At 69.4% G+C, this 17,200-nt stretch carries 16 protein-coding genes; 10 read left to right on the forward strand and 6 right to left on the reverse strand.

Translation table 11 applies throughout. The features are described 5' to 3' along the window. Positions 1–45: 45 nt before the first annotated feature. Positions 46–879, reverse strand: a complete 834-nt coding sequence (locus tag RC2_RS17645; protein ID WP_068148604.1) for an alpha/beta fold hydrolase — start codon at positions 877–879, stop codon at positions 46–48. A gap of 159 nt (positions 880–1,038) precedes the next feature. Between RC2_RS17645 and RC2_RS17650 the strand changes: the two genes are divergently transcribed. The 3 genes from RC2_RS17650 (at position 1,039) to RC2_RS17660 (ending at position 5,582) form a co-directional block, all read left to right on the forward strand. After that, entirely contained in the window at positions 1,039–3,102 is a 2,064-nt protein-coding gene (locus RC2_RS17650) for a PhoX family protein (protein ID WP_068148600.1), read from the forward strand. Positions 3,103–3,183: 81 nt separating this feature from the next. Further along, on the forward strand, positions 3,184–4,152 hold the full coding sequence (locus RC2_RS17655) for a universal stress protein (protein ID WP_068148598.1): 969 nt from the start codon (positions 3,184–3,186) through the stop codon (positions 4,150–4,152). Continuing rightward, positions 4,149–5,582, forward strand: a complete 1,434-nt coding sequence (locus RC2_RS17660; RefSeq protein WP_068148595.1) for an amino acid permease — start codon at positions 4,149–4,151, stop codon at positions 5,580–5,582. The genes RC2_RS17655 and RC2_RS17660 overlap by 4 nt, the downstream gene beginning before the upstream one ends. Positions 5,583–5,648: 66 nt before the next feature. Here RC2_RS17660 and RC2_RS17665 read toward each other — a convergent pair whose 3' ends face one another. Genes RC2_RS17665 through RC2_RS17675 form a run of 3 tightly spaced genes read right to left on the reverse strand, consistent with a single transcriptional unit; the run spans position 5,649 to position 7,642 of the window. Further along, entirely contained in the window at positions 5,649–6,422 is a 774-nt protein-coding gene (locus tag RC2_RS17665) for a pirin family protein (protein WP_068148591.1), read from the reverse strand. 35 nt (positions 6,423–6,457) lie between these two features. Beyond that, positions 6,458–7,057 carry an NAD(P)H:quinone oxidoreductase gene (wrbA, locus tag RC2_RS17670; protein ID WP_068148588.1) on the reverse strand — a complete coding sequence of 200 codons (600 nt, stop codon included), beginning with the start codon at positions 7,055–7,057 and terminating at the stop codon, positions 6,458–6,460. A gap of 48 nt (positions 7,058–7,105) precedes the next feature. Next, the gene (locus tag RC2_RS17675) at positions 7,106–7,642 is read right to left on the reverse strand and encodes a VOC family protein (RefSeq protein ID WP_068148587.1); all 537 of its coding nucleotides are present in this window, start codon (positions 7,640–7,642) and stop codon (positions 7,106–7,108) included. 96 nt (positions 7,643–7,738) lie between these two features. Between RC2_RS17675 and RC2_RS17680 the strand changes: the two genes are divergently transcribed. Then, entirely contained in the window at positions 7,739–8,200 is a 462-nt protein-coding gene (locus RC2_RS17680; RefSeq protein ID WP_068148584.1) for a MarR family winged helix-turn-helix transcriptional regulator, read from the forward strand. A 10-nt stretch (positions 8,201–8,210) separates the two neighbouring features. Further along, positions 8,211–8,882, forward strand: a complete 672-nt coding sequence (locus RC2_RS17685) for an SDR family oxidoreductase (RefSeq protein ID WP_068148581.1) — start codon at positions 8,211–8,213, stop codon at positions 8,880–8,882. 16 nt (positions 8,883–8,898) lie between these two features. On the opposite strand, the gene RC2_RS17690 is transcribed toward RC2_RS17685, so the two are convergent. Then, complete coding sequence (locus RC2_RS17690) at positions 8,899–9,282, reverse strand: universal stress protein (RefSeq protein ID WP_068148579.1); 384 nt, start codon at positions 9,280–9,282, stop codon at positions 8,899–8,901. Between the two features lie 202 nt (positions 9,283–9,484). On the opposite strand from RC2_RS17690, the gene RC2_RS17695 reads away from it, so the two are divergent. The 5 genes from RC2_RS17695 (at position 9,485) to RC2_RS17715 (ending at position 14,291) form a co-directional block, all read left to right on the forward strand. Beyond that, positions 9,485–10,468: a Bug family tripartite tricarboxylate transporter substrate binding protein gene (locus RC2_RS17695; protein WP_068148575.1), complete on the forward strand. Its 984-nt coding sequence runs from the start codon at positions 9,485–9,487 to the stop codon at positions 10,466–10,468. After that, positions 10,465–11,007, forward strand: a complete 543-nt coding sequence (locus tag RC2_RS17700) for a tripartite tricarboxylate transporter TctB family protein (protein WP_068148573.1) — start codon at positions 10,465–10,467, stop codon at positions 11,005–11,007. Before RC2_RS17695 ends, RC2_RS17700 begins: the two co-directional genes overlap by 4 nt. Continuing rightward, positions 11,007–12,512, forward strand: a complete 1,506-nt coding sequence (locus tag RC2_RS17705) for a tripartite tricarboxylate transporter permease (protein ID WP_068148571.1) — start codon at positions 11,007–11,009, stop codon at positions 12,510–12,512. The genes RC2_RS17700 and RC2_RS17705 overlap by 1 nt, the downstream gene beginning before the upstream one ends. Before the next feature lie 173 nt (positions 12,513–12,685). Next, on the forward strand, positions 12,686–13,483 hold the full coding sequence (locus RC2_RS17710; protein ID WP_068148567.1) for a DNA/RNA non-specific endonuclease: 798 nt from the start codon (positions 12,686–12,688) through the stop codon (positions 13,481–13,483). A gap of 64 nt (positions 13,484–13,547) precedes the next feature. Then, positions 13,548–14,291, forward strand: a complete 744-nt coding sequence (locus tag RC2_RS17715; protein ID WP_068148564.1) for a pirin family protein — start codon at positions 13,548–13,550, stop codon at positions 14,289–14,291. Between the two features lie 6 nt (positions 14,292–14,297). Here the strand turns inward: RC2_RS17715 and leuS are convergent, their stop codons facing one another. Next, positions 14,298–17,153, reverse strand: coding sequence for a leucine--tRNA ligase (gene leuS / locus RC2_RS17720; protein ID WP_068148561.1), 2,856 nt, complete (start codon positions 17,151–17,153; stop codon positions 14,298–14,300). Positions 17,154–17,200: the final 47 nt, after the last annotated feature.

Raw genomic sequence — 17,200 nt, forward strand, 5'->3', positions numbered from 1 at the left:
GGCAGTTTCCCGTCGATCGGGGCGTGCTGTGTGCGACCAGGCAGGTCAGCGCGCGAGGAACTCCAGCAGCGCGGCGTCGAACTCCTCGGGATGCGAGGCGTTGAACCCGTGCGGGCCGCCCTCGATCAGCACGAGCGAGCTGTCCGCGATGGCCTCGTGCGAGCGCTTGCCGCTGACCTCGAACGGCACGATCGCGTCGGCGTCGCCGTGGATCACCAGCGTCGGCACGTCGATCTTCGGCAGATCGCCACGGAAGTCGGTGTAGGAGAACGCCTTCACGCACCCGAGCATCGCGGTGGTGGAGGCCTCCGCGGCCATGTCGACGGCGTACTGCCGGGTCTCCTCGCTGACCTTCAGTTCACCGTTCGCGCTGTAGAAGTTGGTGGCGAAGCCGTCGATGAACGCGTTCCGATCGTTCTCCACGCCGCCCAGGAACCCCTGGATGGTCTCGTCGTCGAGGCCGCCGTCCGGGTTGTCCTCCGTCTTGTACAGGTACGGCGGCACCGCCCCGGCGAGCACGGCCTTGGCCACCCGCTCGCTGCCGTACTTCGCCAGATAGCGCACCACCTCGCCGCCGCCCATCGAGAAGCCGACCAGCGTGGCGTCCCGCAGGTCGAGGGTCTCGAGCAGCACCGACAGGTCCGCGGCGAACGTGTCGTAGTCGTATCCGGTTTCGGGCTGCGACGAGCTGCCGAACCCCCGGCGGTCGTAGGTCACCACGCGGTGGCCGGCGTCGAGCAGGAAGGTGATCTGCGCTTCCCAGGACCGTCCGTTCAGCGGCCAGCCGTGGATGAGCACCACGGGAGCGCCCTCGCCGCGGTCCTGGTAGTGCAGGTCGATCGGGGTGTCGTTCTCGACTCCCACCGAGAGCATGGGCATTGGCGTCTCCTTCGTTCGCGGGCCGCTGGTTGCGCGGTTCGTCTCGTCTTACCCGACACTCGGAAACGTGACACGTGTTCGCTTTCCGTTCACCTGTCCGGTTCCGCGCCGTCGCCTGCGTTCCGGCTGTCTTTTGCCCGGGTTTCCTACGGTCGGCCGGTGACCACGATTCCGCTGTCCCTGCACGTCGTGCACTCCCACGACGGCCGCTCCTCGCGCTCCACCCTCACCTGCCGCTACAAGTGCGGCGACGCCTGCTTCCACGACGTCCCCAACACCTCGACGGGGGAGTACTTCGGCGACGTCGTGAAGACGGCGATGTCGCGGCGCGGCATCCTCAAGGGCGGGGCGATGGCCGTGGTGGCCGTCGGCGCGACCGGCGCGCTCGCGGCCTGCGGTGGGGGTAACCGGTCCGGTACGGCGACGACGGCGGATCCGTCGTCCACGCTGCCCCCCGAGCCGCGCGGACTGGACTTCGCCGCGGTGGCGCCGAACACCGAGGACGCCGTGGTGATCCCGGAGGGCCACGAGCAGGCCGTCGTGATCCGGTGGGGCGACCAGGTGGTGGCGGGTGCGCCGGAGTTCGATTTCGACAACCAGACCGCCGCGGCGCAGGAGAAGCAGTTCGGCTTCAACAACGACTTCGCGGGTCTGCTGCCGATCGACGGGTCCAGCACCGACTACCTCCTCGTGGTCAACCACGAGTACACGACCGAGCCGTTCCTCTTCCGGGGCTACGACGCGGAGAACCCTACCGCCGAGCAGGTGGCCATCGGTCTGGCCGCCCACGGTCTGTCCGTCGTGGAGGTCAAGGGCGAGAACGGATCCGGGCGTCTCACGCCGCAGATGGGTCGCTACAACCGCCGCATCACCGGCACCACGGAGTTCGTCCTCACCGGCCCGGCCGCAGGCTCGGACTTCCTCAAGACCTCGGCCGACCCGACGGGCACGAAGGTCCTCGGCACGTTCAACAACTGTTCGGGTGGTCTCACGCCCTGGGGCACGGTGCTCTCCGGCGAGGAGAACATCAACCAGTACTTCGCCAACGCCGAGTCGGTGACCGACCCGACGGCCGCGGCACGCCTGGCGCGCTACGGCGTGGAAGGGGCTGCGTCCGAACGGAAGTGGGAGCGCTTCGACAAGCGGTTCGACCTGGCGCAGGAGCCCAACGAGGTCAACCGCTTCGGCTGGGTGGTCGAGGTGAACCCGTGGGACCCCACCTCGACCCCGATCAAGCACACCGCCCTCGGCCGGTTCAAGCACGAAGCCGCGACGATCCACGTCACCGACGACGGCACGGTGGTCGCCTACAGCGGCGACGACGAGCGCTTCGACTACATGTACAAGTTCGTCTCGTCGCGAAAGATGATGCAGGGCAACGGCCCCGCGGCCATGCGGTCGAACCTGACGCTGCTCGACGCGGGCACCCTGTACGTCGCGAAGCTCACCGGCGATTCGCCCGACGAGATCGACGGCAGCGGCGCACTCCCCGCCTCGGGCCGCTTCGCGGGCACGGGCGAGTGGATTCCGTTGCTGCGCACGGGCGAGGACGGACGCGGCGAGTCCCTCGTGGACGGCATGTCGGCGGAGGAGGTGGCGGTGTTCACCCGCCAGGCCGGGGACAAGGTCGGCGCCACCAAGATGGACCGGCCGGAGGACTTCGAGCCCAACCCGGTGACGGGCAAGGTGTACGTGGCGCTGACCAACAACTCCAACCGCGGCACCGAGGGCACGGCTCCCGCCGACGAGGCCAACCCCCGCACCAAGAACAAGAACGGTCAGGTCCTCGAGCTGGACGACGACCACGCGGGCACCGGTTTCACGTGGAACCTTCTCCTCGTCTGCGGTGACCCCGAGGCCGCCGACACGTACTTCGGTGGGTTCGACAAGTCGCAGGTCAGCCCCATCAGCTGCCCCGACAACCTGGCGTTCGACCCGGCGGGCAACCTGTGGATCTCCACCGACGGCAACGCACTCGAGTCGAACGACGGCCTGTTCTCGGTGGTCCTCGACGGCGAGCGCCGTGGCCAGACCAAGCAGTTCCTCACGGTCCCCAAGGGTGCCGAGACCTGCGGCCCGATCGTGCAGGAGCAGCGCGTCGTGGTGTCGGTACAGCACCCGGGCGAGCTCGACGACGCCAGCGCCGACGCCCCGGCCTCGCACTGGCCCGACGGCGGCGACTCCCAGCCGCGCCCGTCCGTGGTGGCGGTCTGGAAGGCCTGATCCGAGCCCAGTCGTCACCCCTCGCGGCCCCTCCTGGCGCATACTCACGGTCACGAACCGCGAGGCAGCGAAGGAGGGGCCGTGGCGACGACGCCGGTACTGATCGGATGGTTGCCGGACGACTCCGGACGGGACGCCGTGGCGTGGGCCGCGCGAGCGGCGGCCACGGCGCGGGCAGCGGGGGCGGACGTCCTGGTGCGCTGCTGCACCGTCCTGCCCCGCACGTGGCCGTTCCCCACCTCCAATGCGGCCGACGCCGACTACCGCCGCTGGGTACGGGAACGCGGTGACGAGTCGGTGCGCGCCGCGCACGACACCCTGACCGAGTTCCTGCAGCCGCAGGAACTGGACGAGCCGGCGGCGTTCCACGTCGACAACCCCGCCGAGTCCGCCGGTCTGATCGGCGCGGCCGCCACCCACCACACCGACATCGTCGTGCTCGGCTCCACCGACGGCCCGTCGGGCAGGTTCACGCCGGGAAGCACCAGCGACGCGCTGCTCCACTCGTCGCGCGTTCCCCTCGCGCTCGCCCCCCGCGGGTACGCCGACCGTCGTGGCCCCTTCCGGCGCCTGGCGTGTGCCTACACCGGGACCGAGGAATCCGACGACGCCGTCGACACCGCCGCGGTTCTCGCGAATCGGTGGGGAATCCCGCTCCACCTGGTCGCCTTCGCCCCCCGTCGCACGACGACGTTCCCGCCGCTCGGTGGGTACGGCGCCGAGGACCTGGTCACCGCACAGTGGGCCGACCAGGCCACCACCCTGCTGCGCGCGGCCGCAGCGCGGGTCACCGAGAGCTATCCGTCCCTCGCCCCGACCTGCGCGGTCGGCGTCGGGGGAGGATGGGAGGACGTTCTCCGGTCGGTCGACCTGGGGGACGACGACGTCCTGGTCCTCGGTTCGTCCCGGCCCGGCCCGGTCGCCCGGGTCTTCCTGGGGTCGACGGCGTCGAAGATCGTCCGGCACAGTCCCGTTCCGGTGATCGTGGTGCCGCGGGGCAGTCGCCTCGGGTCCGCGCGCCCGGCGCACTCGTCGAAGGAGACACCATGAGCGAACGCAGTGCGTCGGGATCCGGGCGGAGCCTGCTCCGCCGCAAACCGTTGGCGGACATCGCCGCGCTGGAAACGCAGGGCGGGAGCGACCTCAGACGCTCCATGACCACGTTCCAGCTGACGTGCATCGGCGTCGGCTCGACCGTCGGTACCGGCATCTTCTTCATCTTCTCGTCCGCCGTGCCGGTGGCGGGTCCCGCCGTGATCTTCTCCTTCGTCATCGCCGCGATCACCGCGGGACTGACTGCGCTCTGCTACGCCGAGCTCGCGTCGTCGATACCGGCGTCGGGGTCGACCTACACGTACACCTACACGATCATCGGCGAGTTCATCGCGATGCTCGTCGGCGCCTGCTTGATCCTCGAGTACGGCGTGTCCACGGCAGCGGTGTCGGTGCTGTGGTCGCAGTACCTGAACGACCTGCTCGATCGCACCGTCGGACTGCGCATTCCCGAGGTGTTGTCGCACGCACCCGGCGGAGGCGAGGGGTTCGGGATCAACCTGCCGGCCGTGGTGCTGGTGGGCCTGTGTGCGCTGCTGTTGATTCGCGGAACCAGCGAATCGGCACGCGCCAACGTGATCATGGTGATCGTCAAGATCGGCATTCTCGCCATGTTCGCGATCGTCGGCTTCACCGGGTTCAGCCTGGAGAACCTCGAGCCGTTCGCACCGTTCGGTGTCGCGGGCATCGGCGCGGCGTCGGGCCTGATCTTCTTCTCGTTCATCGGTCTCGACGCGGTGTCGACCGCCGGCGAAGAGGTCGAGAATCCCCGACGGACGCTTCCGATCGCGCTCATCAGCGCCCTCGTGGTGGTCACTCTCATCTACCTACTGGTCACGCTGTCCGCCATCGGTGCCCAGAAGTGGACGGAATTCGACGGTCAGGAGGCGGGTCTGGCGGAGATCCTGTCGTACGTCACCGGATCGAGTTGGCCGTCCATCGTCCTGTCCGCGGGCGCCGTGGTCTCGATCTTCTCGGTCACCCTGGTGACGCTGTACGGCCAGACCCGCATCCTGTTCGCGATGAGCCGCGACGGCATGGTGCCGCCGATCTTCTCCGAGGTGGCGCCGCGCAGCCTCGTGCCCGTGAAGAACACGATCATCGTGGCATGCTGCGTGGCTCTGCTCGCCGGACTGCTGCCGCTCGACTTCCTGGCCGACCTGGTGTCGATGGGCACGCTGGTGGCGTTCCTCGTCGTCTCCGCCGGGGTGATCGTGCTGCGCCGGCGTGAGCCCGACATCGACCGTGGGTTCAAGGTCCCGCTCTACCCGGTCCTGCCGCTGCTCTCGATTGCCGCCTGCCTGTACCTGATCAGCACGCTGCACGTGCAGACGTGGATTCTGTTCGCGATCTGGCTCGGGGCGACGTCGGCGCTGTACTTCGGCTACTCCCGGCGGCGGTCCCGGTTGGAGCCGACCGCCGGGTAGGCGCCGTGTCACCGCCGGGTAGGCGCCGGGTCTAGCGACCGGGTAGGCGCCACGTCACCGCCGGGTCTAGCGACCGATGGTCGCGTGCATCTCCCACACGATGACCTCGGCCGCCGAGGTGGTGCTCAGACGCTGACCGCCACCACCGGTGACGCGCACCGCGTCACCCTCGCGCAGCACTCCGACGCCTTCGAGCGACGCCTCGCCGCGGGCGACGAAGACGTGGAGGAACGGGGCGTCCGGCAGCGTCTGCGGAGTGCCGTCGGCACGCAGGCGCGCGACGTGCATCGCGGCGTACTTGTTGCGGATGCGGATGGCGGAGTGGTCGCGGTAGGCGTCCATGCCCGACGCGACGGGAATCAGTCCGCCCGAGAGCAGCTCGTCGTCGATCTCGAGCTGCTCGTAGCCCGGCGTCACGCCGGCCTCGTCCGGGACGACCCACATCTGCACGAAGTGCACGGGGTCGGCGGACGAGTCGGCCGCGTCACGCCGTCGCCACGCGTCGTTCTTCTCGGAGTGGAGAATTCCGGTGCCGGCGCTCATCCGCTGGGCCAGGCCCGGGTAGATGACGCCGTTGTGTCCGATGGAGTCCTGGTGGACCAGCGACCCCTGCAGCACCCAGGTCACGATTTCCATGTCGCGGTGCGGGTGGGTGTCGAAACCCGTTCCCGGCGCGACGATGTCGTCGTTGTTGACCATGAGCACCCCGTGATGGGTGTTGTCCGGATCGTAGTGATGCCCGAACGAGAACGAGTGGTGCGAGTCGAGCCACTCGATGCGGGTGTGCGGCCGGGTGTCGGCCCGTCGCACGTCGAGCACGGGGGAGGTGGAGGCAGTCATGACGACCTTCCGGGGAGGCGCTGCAGGGGGCGAGGTCAGCTCGCGAGCTTCGCGGCGATGCCGGTGACGCGGGTGGCGAGGTGCTCGAGGGCGTTGCGGGTGGCGTCGTCGATCTCGTTCTTGTTCTCGGGCCCGGTCACGTGGCCGACACCGTACGGGTTGCCGTCGGCGAACTTCAGACCGTCGGTGTAGCCCGGGGGCACCAGCACGCCGCCGAAGTGCATCAGCGAGGTGTAGAGGTTGACGATGGTGGTCTCCTGGCCGCCGTGCGCGGTCTGGCTGGAGGTGAACGCGGCGTAGGCCTTGTTCGCGAGCGCGCCCTGTGCCCACAGTCCGCCGAGGGAGTCGATGAACGTCTGGAACTGGCTGGTGGTGCTGCCGAAGCGGGTGGGGGATCCGAAGATCACGCCGTCGGCCCAGACGATGTCGTCGCCGGTGGCCGCGGGCAGATCCTTGGTGGCCTCGTAGTTGGCGGTCCAGGCCGGGTTCTCGGCGAACGTGGCGGGATCCTTGGTCTCGGCGATGTGGCGAACGCGGACCTCCGCGCCGGCGGCCTCGGCGGCCTTGCCGACGATGTCGGCCATCGTGGTGCCGTGGCCGGTGGAGGAGTAGTAGAGAACGGCGATCTTGGTCATGGTGTGCCTTTCGGTCGGGGGTGGGACGTCCTGGGAAGTGGTTCGGGGCTAGAGGACCTGCTGGCCGTACATCTCGCCGAGCGGATCGGCGATGAGTTCGAGGCGGGCACCGTCGGGATCGCGGAAGTACAGCGAGACCTCGCTGTGCTCGACCAGCTCGACCCCGGCATCGGTCAGCTTGACGCGGAGGTGCTCCCACCGTTCCTGCTCGACACTGATGGCCACGTGGTGCAGGCCACCGAGCACCTCGGCGTAGGGCCCGACGTCGAGGCCGGGGAAGTCGAAGAAGGCGAGCAGGTTGCCGTTGCCGATGTCGAAGAAGAAGTGCGACGAGCCGGGATAGTCGCGGTTCTCGATGAGCTCCGTCAGCGGGAATTCGAGAACGCCCTGGTAGAACTCGATGGTGCGTTCGACGTCGCTGCTGATCAGCGCGGTGTGGTGCAGGCCGCGGGCGGAGGACGTCGGCCTCGACTCTGCGGGCTGCAGGTGCAGGCCGCGCAGGCGTTCGCGCTCCGCTTCGCCGCGAGCGGCCCGCTCGGTCTCGTCGCGGGGGGTTTCGGCCGCGGCGTTGCTGTCGATACTCATGATGTCGCCTTCTCGATCGCGGATCGTTGCGTCGTCAACAAACACCACCGTAGCGTAAATAATTGCGCCGTCAACTATCTGTCGTAGACTGGCACCATGACGAACTGGTTGACGGACGACGAACAGCGCGCCTGGCGTGCCTATCTCGACTCGACCCGGTTGCTCCTGCAGACCCTCGACCGTCAGCTCGTCCGCGAATCCGGAATCTCCTTCACCGACTTCGAACTGCTCGTCAAGTTGAGCGAGGCGCCGGGCCGCAGCATGCGCATGCGCGATCTCGCCGATGCGGTCACCACCACCCGCAGCGGCGTCACCCGTGCCATCACTCGACTCGTCGACGCAGGATGGGTCGTGCGGGTCGAATGCGAGGACGACCGTCGCGGAATGTCCGCCGAACTCACCGACGCGGGCATGGAGAAGTTGGCGGCGACCAGCCCCGGCCACGTCGACGCCGTCCGGGAATCGATGTTCGACGTCCTCTCCGACGACGACGTCGACGCCCTGGGCCGCATCTACTCCGACATGCGGGCCCACCTGCAGGCGACGGCGCGTCACTAGGCTCGTCGGTATGTCACCCACCGCACTCGTCACGGGCGCCGGCCGCGGACTCGGCGCCGGGATCGCCCGACTGCTCGCCACCGATCACGACGTGCTGGTCGGCGGTACGACGGCCGACTCGGTGGTCGGGATCGTCGACGAACTGTCCACCGCCACACCGTGGCCCGTCGATCTCACCGACGCCGATGCAGTCCGGGCGGCAACCGCCGACATCGACTCCCTCGACGTCCTGGTGCACAACGCCGGTGTCGCCGACCTCGGCACGGTCGAGGAACTGACCCTCGAGGACTGGCGACACACGTTCGAGGCCAATGTCTTCGCGGTCGCCGAGCTCACCCGCCTCCTGCTGCCCGCCCTTCGCCGCGCCCGCGGCCACGTCGTGCTGATCAACTCGGGGGCGGGACTGCGCGCCAACCCGCGCTGGAGTGCGTACGCCGCCAGCAAGTTCGCGCTGCGCGCCTTCGGAGACGCCCTGCGTCAGGAGGAGCCCGACCTCCGCGTGACCAGCGTGCACCCGGGTCGCATCGACACCGACATGCAGCGCGCCATCGTCGCGGGTGAGGGGAAGTCCTACGACGGCTCGCAGTACCTCTCCGTCGACACGGTCGCGCGTGCCGTCCGCCAGGCCATCGACACCCCGGCGGACGCGCACCCGACCGAGATCGTGTTGCGGCCCCGCTGAATTCGCGGGCCGGCGCTCAGTGGTCGGCCTTGACCACCATCACGGGCACCGGGCAGTCGAGCAGCACACGCTGCACGGTGCTACCCATGAGGAACTTGCCGACGGCGCTGCGTCGCTTGGATCCGATCACCACGAGGGTCGCCCCGACCTCGGCCGCGAGATCGACGATCGCCCCGGCCTCGTCGCCGCCGTCCGGCTCGACCCGCGCCGTGAACTGCCCGTCCCCGAGCACCTCTCGCACCCGACCGTCGACCGCCTCGCGGTCGGCCGCCGTCACCTCGTCGGTGTCCAGCACCGAGAGCACCACCAGCGCATCCCCACGGAGTTGCGCCTCCGCGCTCCCCTTCACGAGAGCCTCGCGCCCCTCGGGCGTCGAATTCATCGCCACTGCAACGGTCATGGTGAGCCTTTCGGTGTCGTCGTCGGTCCGGCCCCGGGGCCGGACAGGCACCAGGGTTGCCCGAATCGGGCGAACCCGGTAGCCGTTTCGGCGAACCCGGCCGTGCACACTATGCGCACAATTCGGATTGTCTGGACCAAACGGACAGACAGGTCATACCGTCCATGCCTGTGACCGACACCACGTCCAGAATCTCGAATCCATGCAGCTCACACTGACGCGCGCGCTCGGCGCCGTCGCCGTCGCCGCGGCCGTCACGGTGGCCGGCATCGACGCCGCGAGCAGCGCCAGCGGGTCCGACGCACGCGCGAAGCTGACCATGATCGCACCCGCGGCCGCGGGCGGCGGATGGGACCTCGTGGCCCGCGAATCGCAGCAGGCGCTCCGATCGGACGGCATCGTCAACAACGCGCAGGTGGTGAACGTCCCGGGTGCGGGAGGCACCATCGGGCTGAGCCAGCTCGAGACACTCACCGGCCAGCCGACGACCCTCATGGTCACCGGCACCGTGATGCTCGGCGGCATCGCGATCAACGACTCGCCGGTCACCCTCCAGGACACCGTGCCCGTCGCCCGGCTCGCCGAGGACTTCGAGGTGTTCGTCGTCCCCCGCGACTCGCCGTACCGGAACCTCGACGACTTCCTCGACGCATGGCGTGCCAACCCCGGTGGCCTCCCCATCGGCGGCGGCTCGCTCGGCGGGATCGACCACATCGTCTCCGGTCAGCTGGCACAACAGGCCGACATCGACCCGGCCGCCATCAACTACATCGCCTTCTCCGGCGGTGGCGAGGTGCTGACGTCGTTGCTGTCGAACACCGTCGGCATCGCGGTCAGCGGGTGCAACGACTTCCGCGACCAGATCGAGGCCGGGAACGTCCGCGCCCTCGCCGTCGCGGCGCCGGAGCCGGTGCCCGGCATCGACACGCCCACGTTCATCGAGCAGGGCTACGACGTCGACCTGGTCAACTGGCGCGGCCTGGTCGCGCCGCCCGGGGTGTCCGACACCGACCGGCAGACCTTGATCGACATCGTCACCGAGATGGTCGACACCGAACAGTGGGCCACCGCCGTCGAGCGCAACCGGTGGAAGGAATCCCTTCTGACCGGTGACGAGTTCGGCGAGTTCCTCGCGGCCGAACAGGACCGCATCAGCGACATCCTCCGAGAGTTGGGTCTGATATGAGCACCAGCGTGACCACCGACCCGCCCGACACCGGTCCCCGGGCCGGCGTCCTCACCGGCCGGAGCGGCCTGGTCGTCCCTGCCCTGCTGGTGGCCCTCGGCCTCTTCCTGGTCTACGGCACCGTGACCATGACGGTGCCGGACACCGCCACGTCGCCGGGCCCGCAGGTCTTCCCCGCCCTCGTCGCGGGCTTCTGCTTCCTCATCGCGGCCCTGGTCACGGTGCAGCTGATCCGGCGGCCCGAGCCCGTCGAACTCGGGGTCGACGACGAGGGGCGACCGAACACCGGGACGTTCTCCAACTGGCGCAGCGTCGGCATCACGGTCGGCACCGTCGCTCTGTTCATCGCACTGCTCGAGCCGCTCGGCTGGGTGCTCGCGGGCGCGTTTCTCTTCTGGGGCGTCTCGATCGGACTCGGTGGACGGCGCTACGTCTTCGACGCCGCCGTGGCGCTCCTCGTGTCCTCGGCGGTCCAGCTGGTGTTCTCCGGGGGCCTGGGCCTGACCCTTCCCGGCGGCATCCTGGCGGCGGTGTTCTGATGGACGCACTGAGCAATCTCCTCGACGGCTTCGGCACCGCGCTCACGCCGATGAACCTGGTGTGGGTCGTGGTCGGCGCGCTGCTCGGCACCGCCGTCGGCGTACTCCCCGGGCTCGGATCCGCCATGGCCGTGGCGCTGCTGCTGCCGGTCACCTTCACCCTGGAGCCGACGTCCGCGCTCATCATGTTCGCCGGCGTCTACTTCGGCGGACTGTTCGGTGACTCGATCTCCGGCATCCTCATGAACACGCCCGGCAACTCCACGGCCATCGCCGGCACGTTCGAGGGCCATCGCATGGCGAAGAACGGCCGCGCCCCCCAAGCTCTGGCGACCTCCGCGATCGGCGCTTTCATCGGTGGCATCATCGCCACCACCCTGGTGGTCTTCTTCGCGCCGACCCTGGCCTCGCTGGCGACGAACTTCGGTCCGGCCGAGTACTTCGCGCTCGCGGTGTTCGCGTTCATCGCCACGTCGGCGGTGGTCTCCGACTCCGTGCTCAAGGGCATGTCGGCGCTGCTGATCGGGTTGACCCTCGCCGTCATCGGCATCGACGGGCCCTCCGGCGCATCACGATTCACGTTCGAGGTGCCGTCGCTCTTCGACGGCGTCCACATCGTCGTCATCACCGTCGCGATGCTCGCGCTCGGCGAGGTGATCCACGTGGCGTCGAAGATCGGCAAGCCCGACGACACCACCCTCATCCCGTCGAAGGGCCGCCCGTTCCTCACCCGGTCGGAGTTTCGCGAGGCCCTGCCGGCGTGGATGCGCGGCACCGCCTTCGGTGTCCCGTTCGGCATCATCCCGGCCGGTGGCGCCGAGGTGCCGAGCTTCCTGGCCTACGGCACGGAGCGTCGGTTGGACCGTCGGCGCCCGAACCCGATGTTCGGCAAGGGTGCCATCCGCGGTGTGGCCGGGCCCGAGGCCGCCGGCAACTCGACGGCCGGTACCGCCATGGGCGCGCTCCTCGCACTCGGGCTGCCGACCTCGGCGACCGCGGCGATCCTGCTGGCGGCGTTCCAGCAGTACGGCATTCAGCCCGGGCCGCTGCTGTTCGACCGCAACGGCGAGATCGTCTGGGCGCTCATCGCCAGCCTGTTCGTCGGCATGGTGGTGCTGCTGATCCTCAACCTGCCGTTCGCACCCCTGTGGGCACAGCTGCTGCGCATTCCGAAGAACTACCTGTACGCCGGTATCACCGTGTTCGCCTCGCTCGGCGTGTACGCCTCGTCCGCGTCCGTGGTCGACCTCATGTTCATGCTCGGACTCGGCGTCATCGGATTCATGTTGCGGCGCTTCGGTATTCCGCTGGCACCGGTGCTGATCGCCGTCATCCTCGGCCCGCTCGCCGAGGACTCGCTCCGACGGGCACTGGCCGTGAGCGAGGGCGACGCCACGGTCCTGGTCGGCAGCGGCATCACCGTGGTGCTCTACACGCTGATGATCATCGCGGTCGTGTTCTCCGCGGTGACCAAGGTCCGGTCGCGGCGGCGGGTGGACTTCTAGCCTCCACCCGCGTGCGCGCAGGCTGTCACCGCTGGTCGGTGGCAGCCTGCTTCCGTGCACACAGGTCGGCCGGATCTCCGGTATCCCGTCGACCCGCAGCACCTGTGTGCAGCCGCGCAGGTCGAGCGGGCGCGTTCACCCCACCGTCACCCCCGTGTGGCTGACTGCTCCGCATGACCTACGACGCGCGCTTCCTCGGTACCGCCGACGCCCTCCCGATCCCGTCGCGGGACGGGCTGGTCACCCTGGACTACACGCACTTCGCGGTCTCGATGGACACCGGACGCCGGCTGGCGGCCGTGACCGCGGTCACCATCGACGGCAGTGACCTCCGCGACGTCGAGCGCGAGGACGACTGGCGCCTCGACCCGCGGCTGCCGGCATCGCAGCAGGCGGGGCCGGAGCTGTACTCCGGCAACGACCTCGATCGCGGTCACCTGGTTCGGCGCCGCGATCCGGTGTGGGGCGAGGACGCCGAGCGCGCCAATGCCGACACGTTCCACTACACGGTGTGCGCTCCTCAGACGGCGACCCTCAACCAGTCGACGACGCTGTGGCTCGGTCTCGAGGACTACGTCCTGGACCACGCCCGGCAGTACGGCGAGCGGCTCTCGGTGTTCACGGGGTGCCTGTTCGAGTCGGACGATCCGGTGTACCGGGGTGTCGCGATTCCTCGGCGCTTCTTCAAGGTCGCGGCGTGGGCGCAGGACGAGGACCTCGCCGCCACCGGGTACGTGCTCGACCAGACGGACTCGCTCGGTCCGATCCTCGAGCGCGGGGTCCGCGCCGACGACGTTCCCCCGCTGGGCGCGTACCGCACCTACCAGGTCCCGATCGCGGACATCGCCGCGGCGACGGACCTCGCCATGCCGCTGCTCGTGGACGCGGACCGTCTCGCGTCGGTTCCCGCCGCCCGGCCCGTGCCGTGGATCGAGCTCACCGGCCCCGAGGACCTGCGGCTCGAGCGGTGAGCGCCGGGAATGCCGGCGACTCGGCCCGGGTTCCGCTCGACATGACCACCGAGGGCACCTCGACATGACCACCGAGGCCCCCACTGCGCAGATCGTCCGCAGCGAGGACCGGAGGCACTGGTGGGACGGCGCGATCGACTCCCGCCAGTCCTTCCCCGCCACCGGCAACTTCGACCTCGCGAGGGCGGCCCACGGGCTGCTGCTGGTGCACAACGAGGACACCGTCGCGCCCGGCGAGGGGTTCGACCGTCACCACCACCGCGCCATGGAGATCGTCACCTGGGTCCTGGACGGGAGACTGCGACACGAGGATTCGGTGGGCAACACCGGCGTCCTCCGGCCGGGGGTGATCCAGCGGATGAGCGCGGGCTCCGGCGTGCTGCACTCGGAGCGCAACGACAACGGGTACACCTCGCGGCGCCCGCTGCGCGTCGTCCAGATGTGGATCCCGCCGAGCGTCGACGACACGGAGCCGTCCTACGAGGAGCGCGACGTGTCCGACGCCCTCGCCGGCGGCGACCTGATCGTGGTCGCGTCCGGGCTGTCCCGCGACGCGGACCGCACCGCGGTCACTCTCGGCAACCGGGACGCGGCACTGCACATCGCGAGACCGTCTGCCGGACGGTCGATCACCGTGCCGGACGCGCCGTTCGTCCACGTCTTCCTCGCGCGCGGCGACGCGACGATGGACGGCGTCGACCTCCGCCAGGGCGATGCCGTCCGCCTCACCGGCGGCGGCTCGCCCCGCATCACGACGACAGCGCCCAGCGAAATCCTGATCTGGGAGATGCACTCCGCCGCTCGGTGAACGGCGTCAGAGAACCACGTTCACCATGCGCCCGGGGACCACGATGACCTTCTTCGGCTCCCCGCCGTTCAACAGCGCGACGATCTTCTCGTCGGCCAGGGCAGCCGACTGCACCGCCTCGCGAGACGCGTCCGCCGCCACGCTGATCCGGCTGCGGACCTTGCCGTTGACCTGGATGGGGTAATCGACGGTGTCGTCGACCAGCCACGTCTCGTCGGCGATCGGGAACGGTCCGTGTGCGAGAGATCCGTCGTGGCCCAACAGGGTCCAGAGTTCCTCGGCGATGTGCGGGGCCAAGGGCGCGAGCATCAGCACCAGCGGCTCGACAGCGCTCCGCGGAGCGCCGCCCGGGTACTCCTTGGTCAGGTGGTTCGTCAGCTCGATGAGCTTCGCCCCGGCCGTGTTGTCCCGCAGCGCAGCGTAATCCGCGTCGACGCCCTCGATCGCCCGGTTCACCGCGCGCAGGGTGTCGTCGGACGGAGCATCGTCGGTGACCCGCAGCGCGCCGGTCTCCTCGTCGACCACCAGCCGCCACACGCGCTGCAGGAACCGCTGCGCTCCGACCACGTCCTTGGTGGCCCAGGGGCGCGAGGTGTCCAGCGGGCCCATCGACATCTCGTACACCCGCAGGGTGTCCGCTCCGTACTCGGTGAAGATCTCGTCGGGCGAGACGGAGTTCTTGAGCGACTTGCCCATCTTCCCGTACTCGCGGTTCACCGGCTGGTCCTGGAAGAAGTACTGCCCGTCGCGCTCGACCACCTCGTCGGCGGGGACGTACACCCCGCGGGAGTCGGTGAAGGCGTAGGCCTGGATGTAGCCCTGGTTGTACAGGCGGCGGTACGGCTCCCTCGAGCTCACGTGTCCGAGGTCGAACAGCACCTTGTGCCAGAAGCGGGCGTAGAGCAGGTGCAGCACAGCGTGTTCCACGCCGCCGACGTACAGGTCGAGACCACCGGGATCGTTCTCGCCGTGGACGTCCGGGCGCGGGCCCATCCAGTACGCCTCGTTCTCGGGGGCGCACAGCGTGTCGGGGTTGGTGGGGTCGATGTACCGCAGCTGGTACCACGAGCTCCCCGCCCACTGCGGCATGACGTTGGTGTCGCGGGTGTAGCTCTGCAGACCGTCCCCGAGGTCGAGGTCGACGTGCACCCAGTCGGTCGCCTTGGCCAGCGGCGGCGACGGCTCGCTGTTGGCGTCGTCGGGGTCGAACGACACCGGCGCGTAGTCCTCGACGTCCGGGAGTTCCACCGGGAGAGCGGAATCGGGCAGCGCATGCGCGACACCGTCGGCGTCGTAGACCACCGGGAAGGGCTCACCCCAGTAGCGCTGCCGGGCGAACAGCCAGTCCCGCAGCTTGTACTGGATGGTGCCGCGTCCCGTCCCCTTCTCCTCGAGCTGCGCGATCACCCGCGTCTTGGCCTCGTCGACCGTCAGGCCGTCGAGATCGCCCGACGCGACGAGTGTGCCGTCGCCCGTCCACGCCGCCTCCGTGACGTCGCCGCCCGAGATCACCTGCACCACGGGAAGTCCGAATGCCGTCGCGAACTCCCAGTCCCGCTGATCGTGCGCGGGGACCGCCATGATCGCCCCGGTGCCGTAGCCGGTCAGCACGTAGTCGGCCACGAACACCGGCACGGACTCGCCGGTGACGGGATTGACCGCGTAGGACCCGGTGAAGACGCCCGTCTTCTCCTTGTTCTCCTGCCGTTCGAGGTCGGACTTCGCGGCGATGGCACGGCGGTACGCGCCGATCGCCTGCAGGGGCGTGCCCTCCCCGAGAGTCCAGCGCGGATCGACGTCCGCGGGCCAGGCGACGGCCGTGATGTCGTCCACCAGGGGGTGTTCCGGGGCGAGCACGACGTAGGTGGCGCCGTACAGCGTGTCCGGCCGCGTGGTGAAGACCTCGATGCCGGCGGTGCCCGTGCCGTGCGGCAGCTGGGCGTCGAACCGTACCTGCGCACCGCGCGAGCGCCCGATCCAGTTGCGCTGCATGGTCTTGACCTTCTCGGGCCAGTCCAGCAGGTCCAGATCGTCGATGAGCCGGTCGGAGTAGGCCGTGATGCGCATCATCCACTGGCGCAGGTTCTTCCGGAACACCGGGAAGTTGCCGCGATCGCTGCGGCCGTCGGCGGTGACCTCCTCGTTGGCCAGCACCGTGCCCAGCCCGGGACACCAGTTGACCAGCGAATTCGACTGGTAGACCAGCCGATACCCGTCGATCACCTCGCGACGCTCGGCGGCCGAGAGCTCCGACCAGACGCGCCCGTCGTCGAGAGTGCGAGTGCCGGAGTCGAATTCGGACTCCAGTTCGGCGACGGGGCGCGCGCGACCGGCCTCGGCGTCGTACCAGGCCCCGTGGATCTGCAGGAAGATCCACTGGGTCCAGTGGTAGAAATCGACGTCCGTCGTCGCGACCGACCGGCGCATGTCGTGGCCCAGCCCGAGTCGGCCGAGCTGACGACGCATGTTCGCGATGTTCGCCTCGGTGGTGGTGCGCGGGTGGGTACCGGTCTGCACGGCGTACTGCTCGGCCGGCAGCCCGAAGGCGTCGTAGCCGAGGGTGTGGAGCACGTTGCGTCCCCGCATGCGGTGATAGCGGGCGAACACGTCGGTGGCGATGTACCCCAGCGGGTGCCCGACGTGCAGACCGCTGCCCGAGGGATACGGGAACATGTCCTGGACGAACAGCTTGTCCGCCGGGAGGTCGCCGTCGGTGGCGAGATCGCCCACCGGATTCGGCGCGGCGAACGTCCCCTCGTCGGCCCAGCGCTTCTGCCACCGCGCCTCGATGGAGCCCGCGAGGTCCGCCGTGTAGCGGTGTCCGGGCGTCGTCTCGGCGGTGGGGTCAGGCTGCGAAGTCACGCGACCAGCGTAAAGCGTGCCCCGGGCCGTGATCGGCCCGGTCACCG

It is taken from the genome of Rhodococcoides corynebacterioides NBRC 14404, assembly GCF_001894765.1.
In the GTDB taxonomy this organism is placed as follows: domain Bacteria; phylum Actinomycetota; class Actinomycetes; order Mycobacteriales; family Mycobacteriaceae; genus Rhodococcoides; species Rhodococcoides corynebacterioides.

What these genes read in the sequence shown, in the direction of transcription:
- RC2_RS17645 (WP_068148604.1), bottom strand. Translation starts at nt 879, where the DNA reads ATGCCCATGCTCTCGGTGGGAGTCGAGAACGACACCCCGATCGACCTG.
- RC2_RS17660 (WP_068148595.1), top strand. Translation starts at nt 4,149, where the DNA reads ATGAGCGAACGCAGTGCGTCGGGATCCGGGCGGAGCCTGCTCCGCCGC.
- RC2_RS17665 (WP_068148591.1), bottom strand. Translation starts at nt 6,422, where the DNA reads ATGACTGCCTCCACCTCCCCCGTGCTCGACGTGCGACGGGCCGACACC.
- wrbA (WP_068148588.1), bottom strand. Translation starts at nt 7,057, where the DNA reads ATGACCAAGATCGCCGTTCTCTACTACTCCTCCACCGGCCACGGCACC.
- RC2_RS17675 (WP_068148587.1), bottom strand. Translation starts at nt 7,642, where the DNA reads ATGAGTATCGACAGCAACGCCGCGGCCGAAACCCCCCGCGACGAGACC.
- RC2_RS17680 (WP_068148584.1), top strand. Translation starts at nt 7,739, where the DNA reads ATGACGAACTGGTTGACGGACGACGAACAGCGCGCCTGGCGTGCCTAT.
- RC2_RS17685 (WP_068148581.1), top strand. Translation starts at nt 8,211, where the DNA reads ATGTCACCCACCGCACTCGTCACGGGCGCCGGCCGCGGACTCGGCGCC.
- RC2_RS17690 (WP_068148579.1), bottom strand. Translation starts at nt 9,282, where the DNA reads ATGACCGTTGCAGTGGCGATGAATTCGACGCCCGAGGGGCGCGAGGCT.
- RC2_RS17695 (WP_068148575.1), top strand. Translation starts at nt 9,485, where the DNA reads ATGCAGCTCACACTGACGCGCGCGCTCGGCGCCGTCGCCGTCGCCGCG.
- RC2_RS17700 (WP_068148573.1), top strand. Translation starts at nt 10,465, where the DNA reads ATGAGCACCAGCGTGACCACCGACCCGCCCGACACCGGTCCCCGGGCC.
- RC2_RS17705 (WP_068148571.1), top strand. Translation starts at nt 11,007, where the DNA reads ATGGACGCACTGAGCAATCTCCTCGACGGCTTCGGCACCGCGCTCACG.
- RC2_RS17710 (WP_068148567.1), top strand. Translation starts at nt 12,686, where the DNA reads ATGACCTACGACGCGCGCTTCCTCGGTACCGCCGACGCCCTCCCGATC.
- RC2_RS17715 (WP_068148564.1), top strand. Translation starts at nt 13,548, where the DNA reads ATGACCACCGAGGCCCCCACTGCGCAGATCGTCCGCAGCGAGGACCGG.